The organism is Erwinia endophytica (assembly GCF_009295515.1).
Taxonomy (GTDB): Bacteria; Pseudomonadota; Gammaproteobacteria; order Enterobacterales; family Enterobacteriaceae; genus Erwinia; species Erwinia endophytica.
The window spans coordinates 1-22,772 of the sequence record NZ_RQVV01000024.1; the positions used below are offsets into that span (position 1 = coordinate 1).

General features: G+C 52.3%; 21 protein-coding genes, 2 tRNA genes and 1 pseudogene. 13 read left to right on the top strand and 11 right to left on the bottom strand.

Annotated elements, in window-relative coordinates; all coding sequences use genetic code 11:
- The first annotated feature begins 329 nt into the window (after window positions 1–329).
- Window positions 330–1,745 (top strand): glutamate--tRNA ligase, encoded by a 1,416-nt coding sequence (gltX, locus tag EH228_RS07980; protein WP_152321150.1) that lies wholly within the window; start codon window positions 330–332, stop codon window positions 1,743–1,745.
- 166 nt (window positions 1,746–1,911) lie between these two features.
- Here gltX and EH228_RS07985 read toward each other — a convergent pair whose 3' ends face one another.
- Both EH228_RS07985 and EH228_RS07990 read right to left on the bottom strand, forming a co-directional pair.
- On the bottom strand, window positions 1,912–2,271 hold the full coding sequence (locus EH228_RS07985) for a YfeC-like transcriptional regulator (RefSeq protein WP_152321151.1): 360 nt from the start codon (window positions 2,269–2,271) through the stop codon (window positions 1,912–1,914).
- Between the two features lie 137 nt (window positions 2,272–2,408).
- The gene (locus EH228_RS07990; protein WP_152321152.1) at window positions 2,409–3,197 is read right to left on the bottom strand and encodes a formate/nitrite transporter family protein; all 789 of its coding nucleotides are present in this window, start codon (window positions 3,195–3,197) and stop codon (window positions 2,409–2,411) included.
- A gap of 536 nt (window positions 3,198–3,733) precedes the next feature.
- On the opposite strand from EH228_RS07990, the gene EH228_RS07995 reads away from it, so the two are divergent.
- Together EH228_RS07995 and EH228_RS08000 are read left to right on the top strand one after the other, a co-directional pair.
- Window positions 3,734–3,809 (top strand) — tRNA-Ala (locus EH228_RS07995).
- Between the two features lie 44 nt (window positions 3,810–3,853).
- A tRNA-Ala gene (locus tag EH228_RS08000) sits at window positions 3,854–3,929 on the top strand.
- Window positions 3,930–4,033: 104 nt separating this feature from the next.
- On the opposite strand, the gene EH228_RS08005 is transcribed toward EH228_RS08000, so the two are convergent.
- From EH228_RS08005 to EH228_RS08020, 4 genes are read right to left on the bottom strand one after another with little or no spacing between them, the layout of a single operon-like run.
- Window positions 4,034–5,626 (bottom strand): rhodanese homology domain-containing protein, encoded by a 1,593-nt coding sequence (locus EH228_RS08005; RefSeq protein WP_152321153.1) that lies wholly within the window; start codon window positions 5,624–5,626, stop codon window positions 4,034–4,036.
- A complete protein-coding gene (locus EH228_RS08010; RefSeq protein WP_152321155.1) occupies window positions 5,619–6,212 on the bottom strand; it encodes a cysteine dioxygenase family protein in 594 nt (197 codons plus the stop codon). Before EH228_RS08010 ends, EH228_RS08005 begins: the two co-directional genes overlap by 8 nt.
- On the bottom strand, window positions 6,205–7,182 hold the full coding sequence (locus EH228_RS08015; RefSeq protein ID WP_152321156.1) for an ABC transporter substrate-binding protein: 978 nt from the start codon (window positions 7,180–7,182) through the stop codon (window positions 6,205–6,207). The genes EH228_RS08010 and EH228_RS08015 overlap by 8 nt, the downstream gene beginning before the upstream one ends.
- A complete protein-coding gene (locus EH228_RS08020; RefSeq protein WP_152321157.1) occupies window positions 7,182–8,264 on the bottom strand; it encodes an LLM class flavin-dependent oxidoreductase in 1,083 nt (360 codons plus the stop codon). The genes EH228_RS08015 and EH228_RS08020 overlap by 1 nt, the downstream gene beginning before the upstream one ends.
- A gap of 225 nt (window positions 8,265–8,489) precedes the next feature.
- On the opposite strand from EH228_RS08020, the gene EH228_RS08025 reads away from it, so the two are divergent.
- Window positions 8,490–9,413, top strand: coding sequence for an ABC transporter substrate-binding protein (locus tag EH228_RS08025; RefSeq protein WP_240116255.1), 924 nt, complete (start codon window positions 8,490–8,492; stop codon window positions 9,411–9,413).
- 1 nt (window position 9,414) lies between these two features.
- On the top strand, window positions 9,415–10,722 hold the full coding sequence (locus tag EH228_RS08030) for an LLM class flavin-dependent oxidoreductase (RefSeq protein WP_152321159.1): 1,308 nt from the start codon (window positions 9,415–9,417) through the stop codon (window positions 10,720–10,722).
- Window positions 10,723–10,776: 54 nt separating this feature from the next.
- On the opposite strand, the gene EH228_RS08035 is transcribed toward EH228_RS08030, so the two are convergent.
- A complete protein-coding gene (locus EH228_RS08035; protein ID WP_152321161.1) occupies window positions 10,777–11,961 on the bottom strand; it encodes a NupC/NupG family nucleoside CNT transporter in 1,185 nt (394 codons plus the stop codon).
- A gap of 365 nt (window positions 11,962–12,326) precedes the next feature.
- Here EH228_RS08035 and EH228_RS08040 point away from each other — a divergent pair, with 365 nt between their 5' ends.
- On the top strand, window positions 12,327–13,565 hold the full coding sequence (locus EH228_RS08040; RefSeq protein ID WP_152321162.1) for an Nramp family divalent metal transporter: 1,239 nt from the start codon (window positions 12,327–12,329) through the stop codon (window positions 13,563–13,565).
- Between the two features lie 21 nt (window positions 13,566–13,586).
- Here the strand turns inward: EH228_RS08040 and mgrA are convergent, their stop codons facing one another.
- Window positions 13,587–14,579 carry an L-glyceraldehyde 3-phosphate reductase gene (mgrA, locus tag EH228_RS08045; protein ID WP_152321164.1) on the bottom strand — a complete coding sequence of 331 codons (993 nt, stop codon included), beginning with the start codon at window positions 14,577–14,579 and terminating at the stop codon, window positions 13,587–13,589.
- 248 nt (window positions 14,580–14,827) lie between these two features.
- Here mgrA and glk point away from each other — a divergent pair, with 248 nt between their 5' ends.
- The 3 genes from glk (at window position 14,828) to alaC (ending at window position 17,949) form a co-directional block, all read left to right on the top strand.
- Window positions 14,828–15,793 carry a glucokinase gene (glk, locus tag EH228_RS08050; protein WP_152321165.1) on the top strand — a complete coding sequence of 322 codons (966 nt, stop codon included), beginning with the start codon at window positions 14,828–14,830 and terminating at the stop codon, window positions 15,791–15,793.
- Window positions 15,794–16,068: 275 nt separating this feature from the next.
- Window positions 16,069–16,596, top strand: coding sequence for a GNAT family N-acetyltransferase (locus EH228_RS08055; RefSeq protein WP_152321166.1), 528 nt, complete (start codon window positions 16,069–16,071; stop codon window positions 16,594–16,596).
- A 120-nt stretch (window positions 16,597–16,716) separates the two neighbouring features.
- Window positions 16,717–17,949: an alanine transaminase gene (gene alaC, locus EH228_RS08060; RefSeq protein WP_152321168.1), complete on the top strand. Its 1,233-nt coding sequence runs from the start codon at window positions 16,717–16,719 to the stop codon at window positions 17,947–17,949.
- A gap of 113 nt (window positions 17,950–18,062) precedes the next feature.
- Here the strand turns inward: alaC and EH228_RS08065 are convergent.
- Window positions 18,063–18,341 (bottom strand): annotated as a pseudogene (locus EH228_RS08065) (HlyD family secretion protein); the annotation flags it as partial.
- 168 nt (window positions 18,342–18,509) lie between these two features.
- On the opposite strand from EH228_RS08065, the gene EH228_RS08070 reads away from it, so the two are divergent.
- Window positions 18,510–18,797, top strand: coding sequence for a hypothetical protein (locus EH228_RS08070; RefSeq protein ID WP_152321169.1), 288 nt, complete (start codon window positions 18,510–18,512; stop codon window positions 18,795–18,797).
- 310 nt (window positions 18,798–19,107) lie between these two features.
- Window positions 19,108–19,989, top strand: coding sequence for an SMP-30/gluconolactonase/LRE family protein (locus tag EH228_RS08075; RefSeq protein WP_152321171.1), 882 nt, complete (start codon window positions 19,108–19,110; stop codon window positions 19,987–19,989).
- Between the two features lie 118 nt (window positions 19,990–20,107).
- Here EH228_RS08075 and EH228_RS08080 read toward each other — a convergent pair whose 3' ends face one another.
- A complete protein-coding gene (locus EH228_RS08080; protein WP_152321172.1) occupies window positions 20,108–21,364 on the bottom strand; it encodes a mechanosensitive ion channel family protein in 1,257 nt (418 codons plus the stop codon).
- Window positions 21,365–21,601: 237 nt separating this feature from the next.
- Window positions 21,602–21,922: a hypothetical protein gene (locus EH228_RS08085; protein ID WP_152321174.1), complete on the bottom strand. Its 321-nt coding sequence runs from the start codon at window positions 21,920–21,922 to the stop codon at window positions 21,602–21,604.
- 140 nt (window positions 21,923–22,062) lie between these two features.
- Here EH228_RS08085 and EH228_RS08090 point away from each other — a divergent pair, with 140 nt between their 5' ends.
- Window positions 22,063–22,296, top strand: coding sequence for a putative hemolysin (locus EH228_RS08090; RefSeq protein ID WP_152321176.1), 234 nt, complete (start codon window positions 22,063–22,065; stop codon window positions 22,294–22,296).
- The gene (locus EH228_RS08095) at window positions 22,280–22,714 is read left to right on the top strand and encodes a DUF4186 domain-containing protein (RefSeq protein WP_152321314.1); all 435 of its coding nucleotides are present in this window, start codon (window positions 22,280–22,282) and stop codon (window positions 22,712–22,714) included. The genes EH228_RS08090 and EH228_RS08095 overlap by 17 nt, the downstream gene beginning before the upstream one ends.
- Window positions 22,715–22,772 lie beyond the last annotated feature (58 nt).

The window sequence follows — 22,772 nt, forward strand, 5'->3', positions numbered from 1 at the left end:
AACCGCCGACCCCCTCCGTGTAAAGGAGATGCTCTACCAACTGAGCTAATCACCCCCGCTGTGTGGAGTCGCATTATAGGGAACACGGGAAATGAGTCAACGGTTTTTAAAACGAAAATGTGCGTTCGTCTTAAAATTAAACAGGATGTAGTGGTTTTGTGCAAAAACAGTGCTCTGCGATGGTCTTTCCCGGCAAAGACGGTATTGAAGCCGGGGAATGCCGTTGAGGATTCGCCTTCAGATGGTAGAATGTCGCCCACTTTCTGTTGGTCTTGAGCAGACCTCCCCGGCGATGGCCGATTCTAATAGCGTAATTAAGGCAGCTGTTAATGAAAATCAAAACCCGCTTCGCACCGAGCCCAACTGGTTACCTGCATGTTGGCGGCGCTCGTACCGCGCTTTATTCCTGGCTGTTTGCCCGCCATCACGGCGGTGAGTTTGTGCTGCGTATAGAAGATACGGACCTCGAACGTTCTACTCAGCAGGCCATCGACGCTATTATGGATGGTATGAATTGGTTGAGTCTCAACTGGGATGAAGGCCCGTACTACCAGACCCGGCGTTTTGACCGCTACAACGCGGTTATCGACGACATGCTGAAAGCGGGAACGGCTTACAAATGTTACTGTTCGAAAGAGCGTCTGGATGCGTTGCGTGAAGCGCAGATGGCCAATAATGAGAAGCCACGTTACGACGGCCATTGCCGAGACAGCCACGAACATCATGCAGATGACGAACCTTGCGTGGTGCGTTTTCGTAATCCGCAGGAAGGCTCGGTTATTTTTGATGACCAGATCCGTGGCCCAATCGAGTTCAGCAATCAGGAACTGGATGATCTGATCATCCGCCGTACCGATGGTTCGCCAACCTATAACTTCTGTGTGGTGGTTGATGACTGGGATATGCAAATCACTCATGTGATCCGCGGTGAAGATCATATCAACAACACGCCGCGTCAGATCAATATCCTGAAAGCGATCGGCGCGAAGGTGCCGGTTTATGCCCATGTCTCGATGATCCTTGGCGATGATGGTAAAAAACTCTCCAAGCGCCACGGTGCGGTAGGGGTCATGCAGTATCGTGACGATGGCTACCTGCCAGAAGCGCTGCTCAATTATCTGGTGCGCCTGGGTTGGTCCCACGGTGACCAGGAAATCTTCAGCGTTGAAGAAATGACGCAGTTGTTCAGCCTGGAGGCTGTCAGTAAATCCGCCAGTGCTTTCAACACTGAAAAATTGCAGTGGCTGAACCACCACTACATCAATACTCTGGCGCCGGAATATGTTGCTACTCACTTGCAGTGGCATATTGAGCAGGAAAACATTGATACCCGCACGGGCCCTGAACTGGCACAGTTGGTTAAACTGTTGGGCGAGCGTTGTAAAACGCTGAAAGAAATGGCTGCTTCTTGTCGCTATTTCTATGAAGACTTCCGAGAGTTTGATGCCGATGCCGCCAAAAAACACCTGCGTCCGGTTGCACGTCAGCCGTTGGAAGTGGTGCGTGACAAACTGGCCGCCATCACTGACTGGACCGTGGAAAACATTCACCATGCCATCCAGACTACTGCCGATCAGTTGGAGGTTGGCATGGGAAAAGTTGGGATGCCGCTGCGTGTGGCGGTGACTGGGGCGGGTCAGTCTCCAGCGCTGGATGTGACGGTACAGGCGATAGGACAATCCCGCTCCGTTGCCCGTATTGAGAAAGCGTTGGCTTATATTACTGAGCGCGAAGCCCAGGCCTGATCCCTGGCTAACTGACCTGCCTGATGTCGATCGTTTAAGGGGCGTCTGACCGATCGGGTGGGAAGAAACAGGGAAGGGAGAAGAAAAAACGCAACACATATCTCTTTAATTAAAAACAATGCCGGTCACCTTAAGTGACCGGCATTAGGCCGACAGGCCGGTTTTTTTACTTCTCAGTCTGCTTGATATTCAGTCTGAGAAGCATGCCTTGTATACCTTCACGTAACAGCAACGCATAAAGCTGTTCCTGCTCTTCCGTGTTCATTTGTTGAATGGATGTCATCAGAAGTGCAGGAAGGGAGTTTTGTGTCACGCGATAAGTTGCCGTTGGCTCGGCAACGTGGCGAGTTGACTTTAGGAAGTTTCTGACATTTTCATCAATGTGGATCATCCGGGCTTTACCACCCTGAACACCGGGTTTGGGTACCGTCGTCCATTGCTCTTTCTTTACCCATTTATTGATGGTTTGCCGACTGAAACCCGTTTCCTGCGCCAGTTCTTCTGGCGTTAACCATTCCTTTTTCATTAAGCAATATCCTTTTTGCGTTTATTTGTAACGGGTACATATTACAGGAAATTGTTGTATGAACAACTAACAGGAAGGACTAATCATTGACTTAGCTCAGGAAAGCGATCCCTCTGTCTGACGACAGAGGGAAAAAATTAACGGGAGGCAGGAACAGACTGGTTTTGTGGCCGCCAGGCCATGTAATAGGCCAGACCGACAAACACGGCGCCACCGACAGTATTTCCTAAAAATACGGCAACAAAGTTAGGTAAATAATCAGCCCAGCTCATCTGACCGGCAAAGATAGCGGCAGGGATAATGAACATATTCGCCACCACGTGCTGGAAGCCGATAGCAACGAACGCCATGACCGGGAACCACATGCCGAAGATTTTTCCCACCACATCTTTACTGGCAAACGCCAGCCAGGTTGCCAGACATACCAGCCAGTTACAGCCAATACCGGAAATGAATGCATGCATAAAATCAGCCTGAACTTTGGCGTTGGCAATGGCCACGCTTTTCTTCAGGTAATCGCCTTCGGTCATGCCCAACAGGTGACCAAAAAACCACGCTACCGCAATGCTGCCGATAAAGTTGGACAGGGTCACCCAGAACCAGTTACGCAACACGCTGTAGCCGCTGATCTGCCGGGCAAACCAGGCAATGGGCATGGTCATCATATTGCCGGTCAGCAGTTCGCCTCCCGCCAGGACGGTCAGGATAATCCCCACCGGGAATACCGCCGCGCCTAACAGGCCGCCAAAGGACCCCCATTCCGCAGGCAATTGATTGATCACGTGAATATCCAACAGAAATCCGATGGCGATAAAAGCGCCAGCCAGGAAACCGAGGATCAATAATGAAAAAATGGATAAATGACTTTTGGCGACGCCAGACTGAATAGCGACCGCCGCGATTTCTTTCGGTGAATGCAAGGACATAATAGCTCTGATGTTGTCTGGTAAAAGAAAGAATGTCCGGATCCGTCACATGGAGAACGCACACGTCCAGCGCTGAGCAGGGTCCGGCATCCGGTAACGCGGGCAGTTTTGCACGGGAAATTAACAAAAACAAGCGTCATGGAGAGATATAATTAACCATATATTTACATTATTGTTGCTATCTGTGACGGATAGCAGGGGTAACACTTTGTCGTTGAACGTTTCATCTTTTTTTTAGCTTGTCTGAACCTGATATAGAGCCAAAATAATTTAAGTTACAGGATAAAAACGGCTGACATTTTTGAATCGTGCCAGCATGGCCTCTGGATGATATTCCGCCAGCGTGGTCCCGAATGATGAGATGTGAAGCATCAATAATGTACGAAGTTATTTCGTTGGGTGAGGAGGGAGAGAGCGTTTATACCGTGCTTTGACGGCTTTTTCAGCGATCAACCACAGATTAACAATTTGCCGTTGACACCACCGACGCTGTTTCATATTATCCCCGCCGTCAGGATGACAAGGTTTTTCGGTTCGGGGGTATAGCTCAGCTGGGAGAGCGCTTGCATGGCATGCAAGAGGTCAGCGGTTCGATCCCGCTTATCTCCACCAAATCGACCTCAGTGATTTGGTTCTGGAAAACAGTTTTTTGTTGTGGGGGTATAGCTCAGCTGGGAGAGCGCTTGCATGGCATGCAAGAGGTCAGCGGTTCGATCCCGCTTATCTCCACCATTCAGATTATCTGTAGAAGCTCTGCTCCGGCGGAGTTTTTTTGTTTTTGTCGCGAATAAAAAAACGGACAGAATCGCTTCTGCCCGCTGTGGCGGTTACGCTGCTTACAATGACACGTTAAAACCATGCGTACCATCGCGGTCCAGTTGTGCAATAAGGCCAAATTCCCAGTCCAGATAAGCCTGCATCGCCTGTGTTGAATTGTCGGTGCCTTCATACGGGCGACGATAACGATCATTTCGCTGTTGTAATAGCCGGGTTTCGCCTTGTTCCAGAGGCAACCCTGTGGCTTTCCAGGCGGCGTTCCCTCCTTTCAGTACGGCTACTGGCTTACCCGTCAGCGCGGCCACCTCATCAATGGCATAACGAGCCAGTAAGCTGCTGCCACAGGTCACCACGTAGCGCTCAGCTTCAGGCAGCACCTGCGCTCCTTTAATGGCCAGCAAGGCGCGGGTCAGCCATGCGGCTCGCGGAATATGACCGGCAACATAATTGGCGCTAGTGGTGAAATCCAGTACCTGGGTCTGCCCGGCGTCCAGCAGCCCGGCCAGTTGCGCCGGTTCGAGCTCTTCCCGCGCAGGCAGCGGTGGCACTTCGGGTACCCAGGCCCCTCTGGCACTGAAGTCATCCGCTGTCAGCCCATCCAGCACTGCGATATCCCAGCCCATTTGCGCCAGCCATGAGGCGCTCATATTGGCGCGCACACCTTCACGGTCGATCAGCACCACTTTTGCGCCGCGTACACTGGCATAATGGTCTGTTTCCTGCACTAACTGCCCACCGGGGACGTGACGGGAACCCGGCAGGTGGCCTTCGGCGTACTCACTGGCATCGCGGACGTCAAAGAGATAAATCGTGTGCGTTCCCTGCTGTTGCCACGTTTGCAATTGGGGGAGCGTGATGCGGTTGACGCCAGCCCGGTCTGCTACCTCTCGCGCGTTTCGTGCCGCCTGCGCCAGTGCCGTTTCACTCACTTCGCCATAACGACGAGACTGCCCATGTTCCAGTTGCAGTCCTGCCAGTGTCCAGCCTATGGTACCGTTTCTCAGCGCCCACACGGGATTGCGGATCCCCGCATTGATCAGCGACTGTGTACCGATAATGCTGCGGGTTCGGCCTGCGCAGTTGACAATAATTTTAGTGGTGGGCGAGGGAACCAAATCTCTGACTCGCAACACCAGCTCTGCGCCCGGCACGTTCACGCTGCCGGGAATACTCATGGTCTGGTATTCATCAAAACGACGGCTATCGAGTACTACCACGGGCTCATCGCTTTGCAGTAGTTTTTGTACCTCTGCTGCCGGTAGCGAAGGGGTTTGACGGCGGTGTTCAACCAGCTCACCAAACGCCTTGCTTGGTGAATTAACATCGATGAACAGTTCGCCGCCTGCTTCACGCCAGCCGTTTAGTCCCCCTGCTAACAGGGCGACATCGGTGTACCCCAGCGCGTTCAGGCAGCTTGCCGCCATTTTCGCCAGCCCTTCGCCATTATCGTAGACCGTTATCTGTGTGGCGAAGCGCGGCACACGATTCAGGATTTCGATTTCCAGTTTCGAGAGCGGAATATTCACGGCGAAGAGAGGGTGCCCTTCGGCATACTGTGCTTCTTCGCGCACGTCGATCAGTGCCACTTCCTGGCGGGTTAACAGCGCATGACGAAGTTGGTCATAACGGCGGTGAGCAAACGTTTCAGCCATGTGAGAGATCCCAGATATTAGGTAAAAAGGCGTTGTTATAGCCTGAGATAAACGGTTTTTCATGGCCATCTTCAGTATAAACGGCCCGCTTAACCGCACCGATATTGCCGCCATAAACGTGAATACTGATCGAGGTCTGATTATCGAAGGCGTTACTGACGCGATGGATGTCACCCATGTTGGGCGAAACCGCTTCCACATCACCCGGATTAAGCCGTACGGGCTCACCTTGTTCATGCAGGTGGCCGAGCGGATCACGCCGGAAATTTTGTGAAATCTCCGCGCCGCGTAGCATGCCTATCAGTCCCCATACCCGATGGTCGTGTACCGGCGTGGACTGCCCTGGTCCCCAGACGAAGCTCACCACGGAAAAACGCTGGCGGGCATCGGCATACAGTAAATATTGTTGGTAACGCTGTGGGCTGGGACGAGTAAATGCTTCCTCCAGCCAGTCATCGTGGCGAATCAATTGGGCTAATCGTTGGCTGCCGAGGGCAAGGATTTCCGCTTCACTGGGCTGGCTGTCCAGCAATGCCGCCAGGTCGCCGACAAATTCACGCAGGCGCTGGTGCTGTACGTCACTCATGCTTTGTCTCCTGGCTGTCCGCTATCTGATTGGCCTGTGCCGCCAGACTGTAGTCAAAGGCATTCTGTACGTTGATCGCTTTCGGCAGAACATGTTTTTTATAGAAGAAATCGGCGGATTGCTGCAGGGTCTCCGCCAGCTTCGGGGTGAAATCCACCGGACGGATCTGTGCGCTGCTTATCCAACGTTGGGTGATTTTTTCCGGCATATCCAATGATTTCGCCAGTGCCTGAGCGAAGGCTTCAGGATGCTGAGACGCCCAAACTTGTGCTTTGGCCAGTCTGGCTTGCAGGTCGGCGATCGCCTGGCGTTTCTGCGGATCTTTCAGTGCGTCTTCCCGTGCCAGCGCATACGAATAGCCGGAGAGGATCCCTTTTCCACCGCCCTGTGGCACCAGTATGTCTTGATCCACCACCACCGCGGAAGAGACATAAGGCTCCCATGTCGCCCATGCATCCACCGCATGGCTGGCAAGGGCGGCACGGCCATCGACCGGGCCGAGAAAACGCAGTGTAACATCGGAGGGTTTCAGTCCGGCGCGATCCAGCAAACCGAGTAACAGATAATGTCCCCAACCGCCCTGGTTAACGGCAATTTGTTTACCTTTCAGGTCGTTCAGACTATGAATACCGGAATCAGAGCGGGTCAGCAGGGCGATACTGTCGGGATTATTTTGCCAGGCCCCGACTGCTTTTACCGGCGCGCCTGCCGCGTAAACAAACAGAAAAGGCAGGTCGCCGGTAAAGCCAACGTCCAGCGCGCCTGCATTCAGGGCTTCCTGTACGGGGGCGCCGGAATCAAACGCGGTCAGTTTTAAGTCGTAAGGCAGATTATTCAGTTGTCCGGATTCACGCAGTGAAATAAAACGGTCACCTTTGACATCCCCCAATCGCAGAGTCACTTTCTCTGCCGCGCCAGCAGAAGTCGTGATAGCCGACAACAAAACGGCGAGCAACAACATCAGACGCATCAGGCGCTCCTTGCCACACGGCGCGCCGCGACTTTCTCACGAGTCAGCGGGAGAAGCTCTTTACCGTATTCCACTACGTCGTTCAGTGGATCGAACCCACGGATCAGGATGCTTTCAATACCGAGGTCGTAATAGTCCAGCAGGGCATCGGAAACTTGATCCGCGGTTCCCACCAGGGCGGTGGAGTTATAGCCGCCTGCCACCAGTTTCGCGATACCGGTCCAGAGGTTTTTATCCAGTCTTTCTCCCTCGTTGGCGGCAGCCATCAAACGTTGTGCACCGACACTCTGTGGTTTAGGCAGACCGAAATCATGACCGGATTCAAGCAGTTTTTGGCGGGCTGTCTCGCGGATATATTCTGCTTTTTCCCAGGCCTCTTTTTCCGTCGCCGCAATAATGGGGCGAAAGGAAATATTAAAGCCAATCTGTCGACCATGTCGGGCGGCGGCGGCCCGTACCGTACGCACCGTCTCTGCGGCGCCAGCCAGTGGTTCGCCCCAGAGGGCAAAAACGTCGGCATGGCGCGCCGCCACGTTGATCGCTTCCGGCGAGGAGCCGCCAAAATAAATCGGCAGACGGGATTGCCGTGGTTTTACCGCAGAAAATGCCTGCTCAACCTGATAGTACTGGCCATGATAATCGTATGGCTGTTCCGATGAGAGGCTTTGGCGCAATACGCTGAGGAAATCATCGGTGCGTTCATAGCGTTGGATTTTATCCAGGAAGTCGCCGTCACGGCGCTGTTCGGCGTCATTGCCGCCACTGATGATATGTACCGCCAGGCGACCATCGGTTAATTGATCAAGTGTAGCCAGTTTACGGGCCGCGAGGGTTGGGGAGACAAAACCCGGACGGTGCGCCAGCAGGAATTTTAGTGTTGATGTCTGTGCGGCGGCGTGGGCGGTGACCAGAAAACCGTCAGGTTGATCCGACCAGTACCCCACCAGTACCCGGTCAAAACCAGCCTGTTCATGGGCACAGGCAAAGTCGGCAATATACTGTTTATTAAACAAAGGGCCGCTGGCGGGAATGATCTCTGAAGCCAGACGATGACCAATCATGCCTAGAAACTGGATACTCATAAGGTTTTCTCCGATGTGTGTGTAGGTGTATCGGCGCTGAAGAGAAAACCCTACTGTTGAAGGCGTGCGCTGTGAAATGCATAAATCTGCGTTAGTAAGCAAAAAAACAGCTAACTGTTCACTGGCTGGTATATGTATTTTTAGTATAAACATTCCACATAAAACGCATTTAGATTCTAAAAAAGAAGATGCTAGTCTCAGGTTTTTCGTTGATTGAGACAACGCATGAAGAAGATGTACCGTTTATCGTTAATGGGTCTGATGAGTCTGGTTTTTTCCGCATCGGCGCTGGCGGCGGGCACCCTTTCTGTCGGCGATCAGCGTGGGAACGCCAGAGCCATCCTCGAAGCCGCAGGCGAGCTGAATAATCTGCCTTACACCCTGGAATGGCATGAATTCGCCAATGCCGCACCGTTGCTGGAAGCGATGCGCGCCGGATCGCTTGATGCGGGCTCGGTAGGCGATGCGCCGCTGACCTTTGCCGTCGCGGCGGGGCTGGATGCCAAAGGTATTCTGGCAACGCAATATGCCGGTAATGCGATCATCGTCAGGAAGGGCAGTCCGCTCCATTCAGTGAAGGATCTGGTCGGCAAACGCGTTGCCACCGTAAAAGGTTCCTCCGGCCATAATCTCGCTCTACAGGTACTGACGAAAGCAGGGGTGGATCCCAGGACGGTTAATTTTGTGTTCACCACGCCAGCTGAAGCAACGTTAGTGCTTGATCAGGGCGGGGTGGATGCGGTGGCAACCTGGGAGCCTTACGTTTCCTTTGCCACTCACCAGTCTGGCGCCCGGATCCTTGTTGATGGTAAAGATTATCCCGCCATTAGCTACCTGGTCGCCAGCAATACCGCGATTGCTAACAAACGTTCTGAACTGGCGGATTTTACGCAGCGGCTGACCCGCGCCCGCGCCTGGGGTGAAAAGCATCCGCAGGCTTATGCGGCATCGATCAGCAAACTGTTGCGTATTCCACAGGACGTGGCGTTGGCCAAGGTGCAGCGTGAGATCAATACGGTGGACAGCAATCAGCAACAGGTGCTGGCGATACAGCAAAATACCGCCGATCGATACGTGAAAAATGGCCTGATCCCCAAACCGCTGACCGCCGCGTCTTTTATCGATCTCAGTCTGTCTCAGGATCAATAATATGCATTTAGCGCTCTATCTCAGCGATACCGGGCTGCATGCAGGCGGCTGGCGCCATCCTGAGGCACAGAATCACGACCCGATGCAGCTCAGTACCTGGCTGAGTTTGGTTAAGAAAGCGGAAGAGGCGAAGTTTGATTTCGCTTTTATTGCCGACAAACTGTCGGTGGATGATATTTACGGCAACGATATTGCGGCCACTATACAGTATCGGCCCGGTTATGCGCGCCCTGAGCCGATGGTGTTGTTGACTGCCCTCAGTCTGTTTACCGAACGGATTGGGCTGGGGGCGACAGTCTCAACTACTTATGGTGAACCTTTTCACACCGCCCGCACCCTCGCCACCCTCGATCATTTCAGCGCCGGCAGAATGGCGTGGAATGCCGTGACGTCAACCAACGATGGTGAAGCCCGTAATTTCAGCAGACAGCAGCATTTGGGGCATAAGGAACGCTATCAGCGGGCGGGGGAATTTATCGATGCGGTACATCAGTTATTGGCAAGCTGGCAGCCAGGAGCATTGCTGGCAGATAAAGACAGCGGCGTGTATGCCGATCCGCAAAAGGTCAGTTATACCCACTTTCACGGCGAACATTTCCAGATCAAAGGTCCACTGACCGTAGCGGCCCCGCCACAGGGCAGGCCGGTACAGATCCTCGCGGGTGTCTCGCAGGACTTCAAAACCGTCGCCGCCCGGGTGGCTGAAGTGATCTTCACTGTGCAGCCAAATCGTGAACGGGCGAGGCAATTTTACCAGCAATTCAAAGCGGAAATGGCCACGTTGGGTCGGATGCCGGACGCCTGTAAAGTATTACCGGGCGTTATGCCCATCGTTGGCGCCACGCAACGAGAGGCGGAGGAAAAGCGACGATTGTTGGACGAATTGGTCAATCCGCTGGCGGGATTGAGCTTTATGTCGGCGAGTATGAACTATGACTTGTCACAGCATGATCCTGATGCGTTGTTTCCGGATATTTTCCCGTTGATCAGCGGCAGCAAGGGACGTTTTGAATACGTGATTGCTCAGGCCCGTAAAGAAGGAAAAACGCTGTCTGAAGTGGCGAAGGCCTATGCGGCGAGCGCGTCATTTCAGGTTATGGCGGGTACCGCGGAGAGCATCGCAGAGGAGATGATGGCATGGGTAGAGGCCGGGGCCTGTGATGGTTTTGTGTTGATGCCGGCGGATATGCCTGCTTCACTGCATGATTTTGCTGATTATGTTATTCCCGAGTTGCAAAAGCGTGGGGCATTCAGACAGGATTATCAGGGCAGCACGCTACGCCATCATCTGGGGCTGGCGCGGCCTTAAAAAGGGAGGTGACCCGTGTGCCTGGCGCAGACACACGGTAATCGCTTTGTCGGGTTACAGTACCAGACCGGCGACAGAAGCAGACAGCACGCTGACCAGCGTGGATCCGTACAGCAGCTTCAGACCAAAGCGGGAAACCACGTTACCCTGTTCCTCATTCAGGCCTTTGATGGCACCGGCCACAATCCCGATAGATGAGAAATTGGCAAAGGACACCAGAAACACCGACAGGATGCCTTCTCCGCGTGGTGACAAATGCCCGGCCAGTTTCTGCAGATCCATCATCGCCACAAATTCGTTTGATACCAGTTTGGTCGCCATGATGCTGCCAACCTGTAACGATTCGCTGGCGGGTACGCCCATTACCCAGGCAAATGGGTAGAACACATAGCCCAGCACCCCCTGGAAGCTGATACCGAAAATGGTATCAAACAACGCGTTAATTCCGGAGATAAGCGCGATAAAACCGATCAACATGGCTGCGACGATCACCGCCACTTTGAAACCAGCGAGGATGTATTCTCCCAGCATTTCAAAGAAGCTCTGCCCCTGGTGCAGATTGCCCAGCTTCAGATCTTCCTCGTTTTCCACCCGGTATGGATTGATCAACGACAGTACAATAAAGGTACTGAACATGTTGAGGATCAGTGCTGCCACAACGTACTTCGGCTGGAGCATGGTCATGTATGCCCCGACGATGGACATAGAAACCGTCGACATGGCTGTTGCTGCCATGGTGTACATCCGCCGTTGCGACATGTTGCCGAGAATATCTTTATAGGCGATAAAGTTTTCTGATTGTCCCAAAATCAGCGAGCTTACCGCGTTAAAAGATTCCAGTTTCCCCATACCATTGATTTTCGACAGCACCGTCCCGATTGCGCGGATAACCACGGGCAGGATGCGAAAGTGCTGCAAAATACCAATCAGCGCCGAGATAAACACGATAGGGCAAAGGACGTTCAGCCAGAAGAAGGCCAGCCCCTTATCGTTCATATTGCCAAAAACAAAATTTGTCCCCTGGGAGGCATAAGACAATAGCTTGTCGAACAGACCCGCAAACCCTTTTACGAATCCGAGACCGGCTTCTGAGTTCAGGAAGAACCAGGCGAGCAGGACTTCAATGACCAGAAGCTGAACAATAAAACGTACGCGAATGTTTTTGCGATCATTACTGGCCAGCAAGGCCAGCAACGTCACCACCACCAGCGCCAAAGCAAAATGTAGAATGCGGGACATGATTGCTCCAAATTTGAAGGCTGTTATATTTCGCTGCACATTCTATGTAACAAGTTACAGAAATACGAGATCAACGCCTCAATATAATAATTCCCTATCATTGGATTCAGGGAATGTTCTTCTCGGTCACACTCCTGGGATTTTTTTTAAAAAAAACGGAAGTTTGTGAGGGCCTGTTTTTTACCCTGGAGTAAATGATGTTGCTCATTTGTTGTCTGAAAAACTCTTGTCCCGAAGTATAGCCAATGCTATGTTTTTTAGTGTTGGCTATCACAGCGATAACAATAATCAATTTAAATGCACTTGATAATCATTATCAACTAAAAGACACTATCCTCATTAAGTGTATGGGCAGAGGTATCACCATGTTTGAAGGCCATACTACAGAGCAAACGCTCCGTAGTTCCCGAAAAATCAAGTTTGCGCTGATGGGGCCTGCTTTCATCGCGGCTATCGGTTATATCGATCCCGGTAACTTTGCCACCAATATCCAGGCGGGCGCTTCCTATGGCTATAAGCTGATGTGGGTGGTGGTCTGGGCCAACATTATGGCCATGGTTATCCAGTTAATGGCAGCCAAGCTCGGTATCGCTACCGGCAAAAATCTGGCCGAGCATATCCGTGACCGTTTTCCTCGCCCGGTGGTGTGGTTTTACTGGGTGCAGGCTGAAATTATTGCAATGGCGACCGACCTGGCCGAATTCATTGGTGCGGCGATTGGTTTTAAACTGCTCTTTGGCGTCAGTTTGTTGCAGGGAGCGGTGCTGACCGGCGTAGTGACTTTTCTGATCCTGATGCTACAGAGAAGAGGAAAAAAGCCGCTGGAACTGGTCATTGGTGGATTGTTGCTGTTTGTGGCGGCCGCTTATGTGATTGAACTGTTCTTCTCTCAGCCGAAGATTAGTGACCTGATGACCGGCCTTGCGGTGCCTTCATTGCCGACGGCGGATGCGGTGTTGCTGGCTGCCGGGGTGCTGGGTGCGACCATTATGCCACACGTGATTTATCTGCACTCTTCGCTGACGCAAAGTCCGGATGGCGGTACGCGAGCCGAGCACTATTCCTCTACCAAACTGGATGTGGCGATTGCGATGACGATTGCCGGGTTTGTCAATCTGGCGATGATGGCGACGGCGGCAGCGGCATTTCACTTTAGCGGCCACACCGGAATCGCTGAACTCGACCAGGCTTATCTGACGCTTGAGCCGTTGCTGGGGCGGGCGGCGGCGATGGTGTTTGGTCTGAGTTTGCTGGCGGCGGGGCTTTCTTCCACGGTTGTCGGAACGATGGCCGGACAGGTCGTGATGCAGGGATTTATCCATGCGCATATTCCGCTGTTGGTACGCCGGATGGTGACGATGTTGCCTTCCTTTATTGTGATTATGGCTGGCTGGGAACCGACGCGGATCCTGCTAATGAGCCAGGTGTTGCTGAGTTTTGGTATCGCCCTCGCATTGATCCCGTTGTTGTCCTTCACTGGTAACCGTCTGCTGATGGGCGATATGGTTAACTCGCCGCTGATGCAAGTTAGCGGCAAGGTGATTGTGGTTATCGTCGTCGCACTGAACCTTTACCTGTTAGTCGCGATGGCAATGGGACTGTAATGACTGCCAATAACAATGTTGTTAACAACAGAGGATGGCATCAATTCGTTCCCGTTCCGCCTGACTGAACTCCCGGTTTTGCAGCATACCGACCGCATCATCGATCTGACTGGTTTTACTGGCGCCAATCAGCACCGAGGTGACGCGGTTGTCGCGTAGCACCCAGGCCAGCGCCATCTGCGATAGTTTCTGGCCACGTTGTTGCGCCAACGCGTTAAGCTGCCGCACTTTGTCCATTTTCTCTGGCGTCAATTGCGTGTCAGTGAGGAATTTACTGCCACTGGCCGCTCGTGAATCCTGCGGAATACCTTGCAGATAACGATCGGTCAGTATGCCGCCAGCCAGCGGAGAGAAAGCAATACAGCCCACCCCTTCGTTACTCAGCACGTCCAGCAGGCCGTTTTCCGGCGCACGTTCAAACATCGAATACTTTGGCTGATGGATCAGGCAGGGGGTACCCAACTGCCGCAGAATAGAAATGGCTTCATCTGCCCGTTCTGCGGGATAGTTGGACAGGCCGATATACAGCGCTTTGCCCTGGCGCACAAGATGGTCCAGTGCGGTCATGGTCTCTTCCAGCGGTGTTTGTGGATCCGGCCGATGATGATAGAAGATATCCACGTAGTCCAGCCCCATGCGTTTCAGACTTTGATTAAGGCTGGCAACCAGATACTTGCGTGACCCCCAGTCGCCGTAAGGGCCGTCCCACATGGTGTAACCCGCTTTTGACGAGATGATCAGCTCATCGCGCAGGGCATGAAAATCTTCCCGCAATATACGGCCAAAATTTGTTTCAGCCGCGCCCGGAGGAGGACCATAGTTGTTGGCGAGGTCAAAATGCGTGATACCGTTATCAAAAGCATGTTGTAACAGGGTTCTGCTGTTATCGACACGGGTGCTGTCGCCAAAGTTGTGCCACAGGCCGAGAGAAATGGCGGGCAGTTGCAGACCACTGTGGCCACAACGATGATAATGCATCGTCTGGTAACGTTTTTCATCAGGTTGATATAGCATCAAAAAATCCTGTGCGGGAACATGGAAGCATCATAGTGTATACGGTTACATCAAACACTATCATCGCGCGAACAACAACGCGAGGTAACAGATTTCAGATTGATGCCCGTGGGCAATGACTACCAGGACAGGTAAGGTAGGCGGGATCGCAGTGTGATGTTACGCTCATCCTGAATAAGGTGGGCGTTGTTGTTTGAGTGGGGGATATTTATTATGGGCCTAAATGACGTAAGCGGAGTAAAACAATAATGACTCAGTATGCTTTGGTAGGGGATGTCGGCGGAACCAATGCCCGTCTGGCGCTGTGTGACGTTGAGAACGGAGCCCTATCACAAGCCAAAACGTTCTCCACAGCAGACTACGACAGCCTTGAAGCCGTGATCCGTTGCTATCTGGATGAGCAGAAACAGAAGATTACCGATGGCTGTATTGCGATTGCGTGCCCAATAACGGATGACTGGGTTGAGATGACTAATCACGACTGGGCTTTCTCGACCAGTAAAATGAAAGCACATCTTGGCTTTGAACATTTGGAGATCATTAACGATTTCACCGCAGTTTCCATGGCCATCCCCATGTTATCTGACCAGGATGTGATGCAGTTTGGTGGCAAGGAAGCGGTGAAAGATAAACCCATAGCTGTTTATGGCGCAGGTACCGGACTTGGCGTGGCGCATTTGGTGCATGTTGACAAACGCTGGGTCAGTCTGCCGGGCGAAGGCGGGCATGTGGATTTCGCCGCCAACAGTGATGAAGAAGACCTGATTCTTGAAGTGCTACGGGCGGAACTTGGGCATGTTTCTGCTGAGCGGGTATTGTCAGGCGCGGGACTGGTTAACCTTTATCGGGCGATTGTTAAATCAGATGACCGGGTACCGGAAAATCTCAAACCGAAGGATGTGTCTCAACGGGCGCTTGATGATAGCTGCACTGACTGCCGTCGCGCACTGGCGCTGTTCTGTGTGATCATGGGGCGTTTTGGCGGCAATCTTGCGCTGAATCTTGGCACTTTCGGCGGTATCTATATCGCTGGCGGTATCGTCCCGCGCTTCCTGGAATTCTTCAAAGCGTCTGGTTTCCGGGCTGCGTTTGAAGATAAAGGGCGCTTCAAAGATTATGTCCATAACATCCCGGTTTATTTGATAACCCACGATCAACCCGGTCTGCTGGGGGCGGGTGCGCACCTGCGTCAGACACTGGGCCGCGTGCTGTAAGTCAGCGCCTGTGGTGCCGGAGCATTCCGGCACCACAGAGCCTGCTTCTCCCTGTCAATATCGTCATTCTCACGGCGACCCAGTCTTATTACTGGAGCACGGGAGGGAGCCACATTCCTGACTATGATCGCCATGGTTAATGTACCTCACTGTCTCCGCAAGGAGCCTGGGGAATTTATTGTGTGTTGGTGGTGTGAGGATGATGCAACGTAAACAGGTAAAGCGGAAATTAGCAGGTATAAATTTCAGGGTATTTCCCTTTTGGTGAGGACACCATGCGACTGATTACTGAACGGCTGCGGCTGGACCGTTTGCAGCCGGAAGACTGGCAACTCTTTCGCCGTGTGCATACTGATCCCGTCAGCATGAAATTCATCAGTAGTGTGCCGCAGTTGGCGGATATCCGGCAGCGGTTTGCTGATCGGTTGATGCCGTGGCAGGTCACCAGTTTTCATATGTTGTGCCTGACGATCCGCGTGCAAAGCAGTGGTGAAGCCGTGGGGCTGATTGGCGTCAATGCTGAATGGGTGCCTTATCGCCAGGCGGAGGTCGGTTATTTGCTGCTTAGCGACTATTTCGGTAAAGGTTACGGTAGTGAAGCGCTTGGTGTATTAGTGGATTACCTGTTTAAGCAGTGTGAGTTCCACAAACTTAAGGCACAGGTGGTGGAAGGCAACTGGGCTTCACGGCGGGTGCTGGAGAAGAATGGTTTTCAGCTTGAAGGGACCTTTCGGGATAATTATCTGTTATGTGGCCAATGGGTGAACGATTGGGCGTTTGGCAGGCTGTATTTCGATAAATAAAGTTATTTTATTCCACGGCTCTCGACAGTCCAACATCTGATACGTTATGTTCATTCTTCGACCAGTTTCTGGTCAGCGTCGCTCGGACGGTCCGGGCGCTAACGTAAATCAGAGGATCCTATGGCTGACAACAGCTCCGTTCGTCGTTTTTCCCGCATTGAACGCCTTCCCCCTTATGTGTTTAATATCACCGCCGAATTGAAAATGGCTGCGCGCCGTCGTGGTGAAGACATTATTGACTTCAGTATGGGGAATCCGGATGGACCAACGCCGCCGCACATTGTGGAAAAACTGTGTTCTGTCGCGCAGCGTGATGATACGCATGGTTATTCCACCTCACGCGGTATTCCCCGTCTGCGGCGTGCTATTTCACGCTGGTATGCCGAGCGTTATCAGGTGGATATCGACCCGGAGGCCGAAGCTATCGTCACGATCGGCTCGAAAGAGGGGCTGGCGCATCTGATGTTGGCGACGTTGGATCATGGCGACACGGTGCTGGTGCCCAATCCCAGTTATCCGATTCATATTTACGGCGCGGTGATTGCCGGAGCGCAGGTTCGTTCCGTCCCACTGGTCGCTGGCGTCGACTTTTTCAACGAACTGGAGCGGGCAATCCGTGAAAGCTATCCGAAACCGAAGATGATGATCCTCGGTTTTCCTTCCAACCCGACCGCGCAGTGTGTGGAACTGGACTTCTTTGAGCGAGTGATCGCTCTGGCGAAGCAGTATAACGTGCTGGTTGTTCATGATCTGGCCTATGCTGACATCGTTTATGATGGTTGGACGGCGCCATCAATTATGCAAGTGCCTGGTGCTCGTGATGTGGCGGTCGAATTCTTTACCCTGTCTAAAAGCTACAATATGGCGGGCTGGCGTATCGGCTTTATGGTCGGTAATAAAGAGCTGGTGGCTGCGCTGGCCCGGATCAAAAGTTATCACGATTATGGCACCTTCACTCCCTTGCAGGTGGCGGCTATCGCCGCACTGGAAGGTGAACAACAGTGTGTCCGTGACATTGCGGAACAGTATAAACGCCGTCGCGATGTACTGGTGAAAGGGTTGCATGAAGCTGGATGGATGGTTGAGATCCCGAAAGCCTCAATGTATGTCTGGGCAAAGATTCCTGACCACTATGCCGCGATGGGATCGTTGGAATTTGCCCGGCATTTGTTGCAGGAAGCCAAAGTCTGTGTGTCGCCGGGGATTGGTTTTGGTGACTATGGTGATACGCACGTGCGTTTTGCGCTGATTGAAAACCGCGATCGTATTCGTCAGGCGATAAGAGGGATTAAAGCGATGTTTCGCGCCGATGGCATTCTGCCGGGAGTCAGTGTCCGCGAAGCCGCTGAGTGACAACAAAGGGCAGGTTGCCAGGCCTGCCCACGTTTTTCCTGCCAGTGTTATTTATAGCATCAGATAAAAAACACCCACCCAATTTACCCCGCGCTACTGCAAAATAAAGGCCATTATTTTAGGATATTACCGCGATCAGAACGCTCAATCACCGGGACCACTGACATGCCTACACGCAGGCGATCCAGCCTGGGTTGAGTGGGTTCCAGCAGGATGTTAACCGGTAGACGTTGCACGACTTTGGTGTCGTTTCCTGTGGCGTTATCGGCGGTTACCGCGGCGAAAGTCGACCCGGCGGCGGGCGCGATACTGTCAACATGACCACGTAGCGTCATGCCGGGCAGGGCATCGACAGTCAGTGAAACCGCTTGTCCGGCATGGATATGTGCCAAAACATTTTATTTTGCCGCGTTTATTTCCAAAATATTTCAGGCGATTTACTTTGTTGACGTTATTGGAACATATTGCATTTATATCGTAAAAAATGTGCAAATACAGCCTATTCCGATGGAGGAAGTCGGTGGGGTTGATATCATAATCTCCGTGAGAAAGGAGAAAAAATGAACAAACTCATGACAGGCTCACTGGCACTGGTCGTACTGATATTAACCGCCTGTACTTCCAGCAAGCCTGGCGCATTCGAGAAAGTTGACGAAGATCCTGCGGCAAATTCTGTGCAGTATCGTTTTAATCCTACCACCGTCAATAAACAGGCTTTAGCGCAGAATGTGGAACGCTACTGTACAGAACGTGGGTTTGATAAAGTAGATCCGATTAAGCCGCAGAAAAGTCGTTTACCCGGATTAATGACCATTTGGTACCAATGCAATTACAGTATTAAAAGTTGAACATAAAAATGGGCGAGAAAACCTCGCCTGTTTTTCTCCTGATGCGTTTGCTCATTATTAGAGTGAGTAGTCGTTCATCAAACTCCGATTGTCACGTTCGTTGTCCCCGTTGTGATTCTGCTCTGGTTTATCGCCATACTTATCTATAACCCTAAAGATCAGGAGCGCTTTCACTGTCGGGCATTGCTGGGGTAAATAACACGGTAATATCAGGATAATCGCCAGCGGCGACTGGGGAGGTTATTTATCGCCGGGATGTGTCGTTTTATGCGTCAAACTTCGGTCTGCTATTTATTAATAAGGAGAAATCATGCGCTATCAGGTTGACAATGTACTGGCGGCACAGGCGGAACTCGGCGAATGCCCGGTCTGGTCGGTCCGTGAGCAGGCGCTTTATTTTGTCGATATTCTGGCTCCGGCGTTGCATCGTTTCGATCCCCGAAACGGACAGCATAAGGTGATGCCGGTGGCGGAGCACATTGGTTGTTTTGGCCTGAAAGAAGACGGTGGTTTTGTCGCAGCGCTGCGGAGCGGCGTGTGCATGCTGGACAGCGAAGGACAGATAATCAGCAGAGTCGCGCCCAATCCCGGAGACGCGGCACGTAGTCGCTTTAATGATGGTCGCGTCGACCGCTTTGGTCGCTTTTGGTGTGGCAGCCTGTGGGAACCGCAGGATCGCAATGGGGGGACGTTGTGCCGGTTGGATGAAAATCTGCTGCTGACGGTGCAGGCAGACGATGTCAAGATCTCTAATGGGCTGGCTTTTTCACCTGACAGCCGCTGGATGTACCACAGTGATACGCCAAACGGCGTGCTGTACCGTTACCCAATGGATGAGCAGGGTGAAATTGGTCCCCGCGAGGTGTTGCGACGTTTTGTGCAGGAGCAGGGGGGAGTACCGGATGGTGCCGCAGTGGACAGTGAAGGTTTCTATTGGGCGGCGATGTTTGATGGCGCAAGGGTTATCCGCCTGAACCCGGCAAACGGCGAGATAGTCGATGAGATCCCCCTGCCAGTGCGCTGGCCGACCATGGTAGCCTTTGGCGGCGAAGATTTGAAAACGTTGTATATTACCAGCTCGCGTGAGGGGCGTTCAGCGCAGGAGCTGGCCGAGTATCCGCAATCCGGCGATGTGTTTGCTGTCCGGGTCGAGGTGGCGGGGATTGCTGAGCCGCTGTTTCGCAGCCAATAGCGTGTTTTGATTTTTTAAGTCGCTATTGCCGCTGAGGAAAGATCAGGACGGCGTCTTCCTGACCGCGCCGTCCGTGGTGCATGAATTCCTCACCTGTTCTTGCTGTCAGGCTGTGTGGTTATCCGTTGCTGGCGCTGGCAAGCCGCATATGACGCAGATCGTTACCGGTTGGCGTCTGATGAACTCGCAGGCCAAATTCTGGTAGTACCGCGAAGATATAGTCGAAGATGTCAGACTGAATTTTTTCATACTCCAGCCAGGCAGTGGTGTTAGTGAACACATAGATCTCCACGGGTAAGCCGTCTGCTCCCGGCGCTAACTGGCGTACCATCAGCGTCATATCTTTGTGCGTGTGTGGATGTGCTTTCAGCCAGGCTTCCAGCCAGGCGCGAAAAGTACCGATATTAGTCATCCTGCGACCATTGAGCGGGGTGCTCAGATCGCAGCCCAGTTTGGTGTTCCACGCCGCCACCTCTTCACTTTTGCCTGCCAGATACGGCGTCAACAGTTGTGCCCGTTGCATCTCTGCAATGTCGTTGTCGTTAAGAAAACGGATACTGGTGGTATCAATATTGATACTGCGTTTGATGCGGCGACCGCCAGATTCAGCCATTCCGCGCCAGTTTTTGAACGAATCTGAAATCAGCGCATAGGTTGGAATAGTGGTAATGGTATTGTCCCAGTTTCTCACTTTTACCGTGGTCAGGCCGATATCTGTCACCGCGCCGTCCGCGCCGTATTTCGGCATATCCAGCCAGTCGCCCAGCTTCAACATATTATTGGCAGAAAGCTGGATACCCGCCACCAGACCGAGAATAGGATCTTTAAACACCAACATCAGCACCGCCGTCATCGCGCCCAGGCCGGTCAACAGCACCATGGGGGATTTGCCTATCAGCACGGAAATGATCATCAGCGCTACCAGTAAGGCGGCGATCAGCTTGAGGCTCTGAAAAATTCCACGCAGTGGTAACTGAGTGGCGAAACTGCTGTTTTCCGAGATGCCCAGAACCAGATCGAGCAACGAAAAGAATATCAGCAGAGCAAAAATCATCATCCATACCTGACTTATCACCATCAGCATACTGAATAATGGTTCATGGCCTTGCAGGAACATCTCCAGTTGGATTTGCAGCAGTATGCCCTGCAACAGCAGTACAACACGGCTGAACAGCCTGGTATCGATTATCGCTTGTGGCCACTGACGCGATGATTTTGCGGCAAAGCGGCGCAGGAAAGGTAGTGCGGTTTTGTGCAGTAAACCATGGACAATGAGTGAGATAACTAAAATGATACCGATGATGGCAGACAGGGCGATCACCGGCGCATAAGGTAAATCGAAGGTCGTAAGCCACTTGAGAATATATTGATACATCTGATTTTTTCCCTGTGTTAAAGCAGTTCCAATGTGTTTTATCGGCTTTTTACGATGCCGGAGCGGCGAGGATAACGTGACTGGAAGCGCAAAATCAAATTGCAGGCTAAGGAACATCTGATAGTTAAAAGCGGCAGGAAAGCGTATTTCTTGATTTTTTAATCTATTGCGTCAGTTGATTGCCGGGGTATTGGTGTCAGTAACGGAGCGATGCTTACTCGCATCAATAATTGACTGTCAGGACAAATACAATACCGCACCCGGGATTTTTAGCAAGGTGAACAGTTCTGCAGGGCTACTGTTAGAAACATCTTTATGCAAGAGCGGGGTGCTGAATACCAACTTATGGATCCGTTTTAGCTGGCGCCAGATCAGGAGAGCGGAGACAGCCAGTGAGCAGTTATTATCGTTGCGAACGCAGAGCAGAGTATAATGCCACTCCTCGTCCAGTTCGTTGGAGAAAAACTGGATGGACTCTGCGGGTATCAACGCACGGATATCCGGCAGCAGGAACTTGCTAACACTGCGGGTCAGTCTCAGGGTAAATGTGGCCAGCATCCGTACAAATCCTTTGTTGGCGTGAGCATAACGCTTATCTTAGTCAATTTAGGGTGAAGTTCAACGTATTAAACTTTCTGCGAAATTTGATTTGCGTGCAATAAAAGGGGAGATATTATTCTCCTCTCATCAGGAGAACCATGAAGAAAATCATTTTATTGCTGTGTTTCACTGCGGCGAGCGGATGCTCAGATCCGGCGGAAAAATCGGCTGCCCCAGCGAAAGTCGGTATGGCGAATCCGGCCTCAGTCTGGTGCATAAAGCAGGGGGGGAAACTGGATATCGTGAATACGGATAAAGGACAGGTTGGCTACTGTACACTGTCTGGCGGTGAGCGAGTGGAAGAATGGACGTTGTATCGTCGTGACCATTGATGATCTTTTCCGGCGACTGTCTCGTTCTTCTTTCAGGCAACGTTTTCATCTTGGAAACGCGGAGTATCAGTACTGCCTGAAAAAAGGGGAAGTGCAGATCCGGCAACATGCCGCCGAGTTTATTAAAGCGCGACTGGCGCCAGCCATTCCCGCTAACGATGGCAAACAAACGCCAATGCGTGGACATCCGGTCTTTATTGCCCAGCATGCCACGGCGACCTGTTGTCGTGGTTGCCTGAGTAAATGGCATAATATTCCGCCGCTGCAGCCCATGACCGAAGACCAGCAAGCCTGGGTTGTGGAGGTGTTACTACACTGGATCCATCAGGAAATGCAACGCCCGCAGCCAGCTGAAAAGCAGCGCAAAACCAGCAGTAAAGCTAAACCTGATCAGAACCAGCAACTGGATTTGCTGTAAGCGAAAAGTTTATCGTGCAGACGGTTGATTTGATTTGCCGCGGCTGGACAGAAAACAT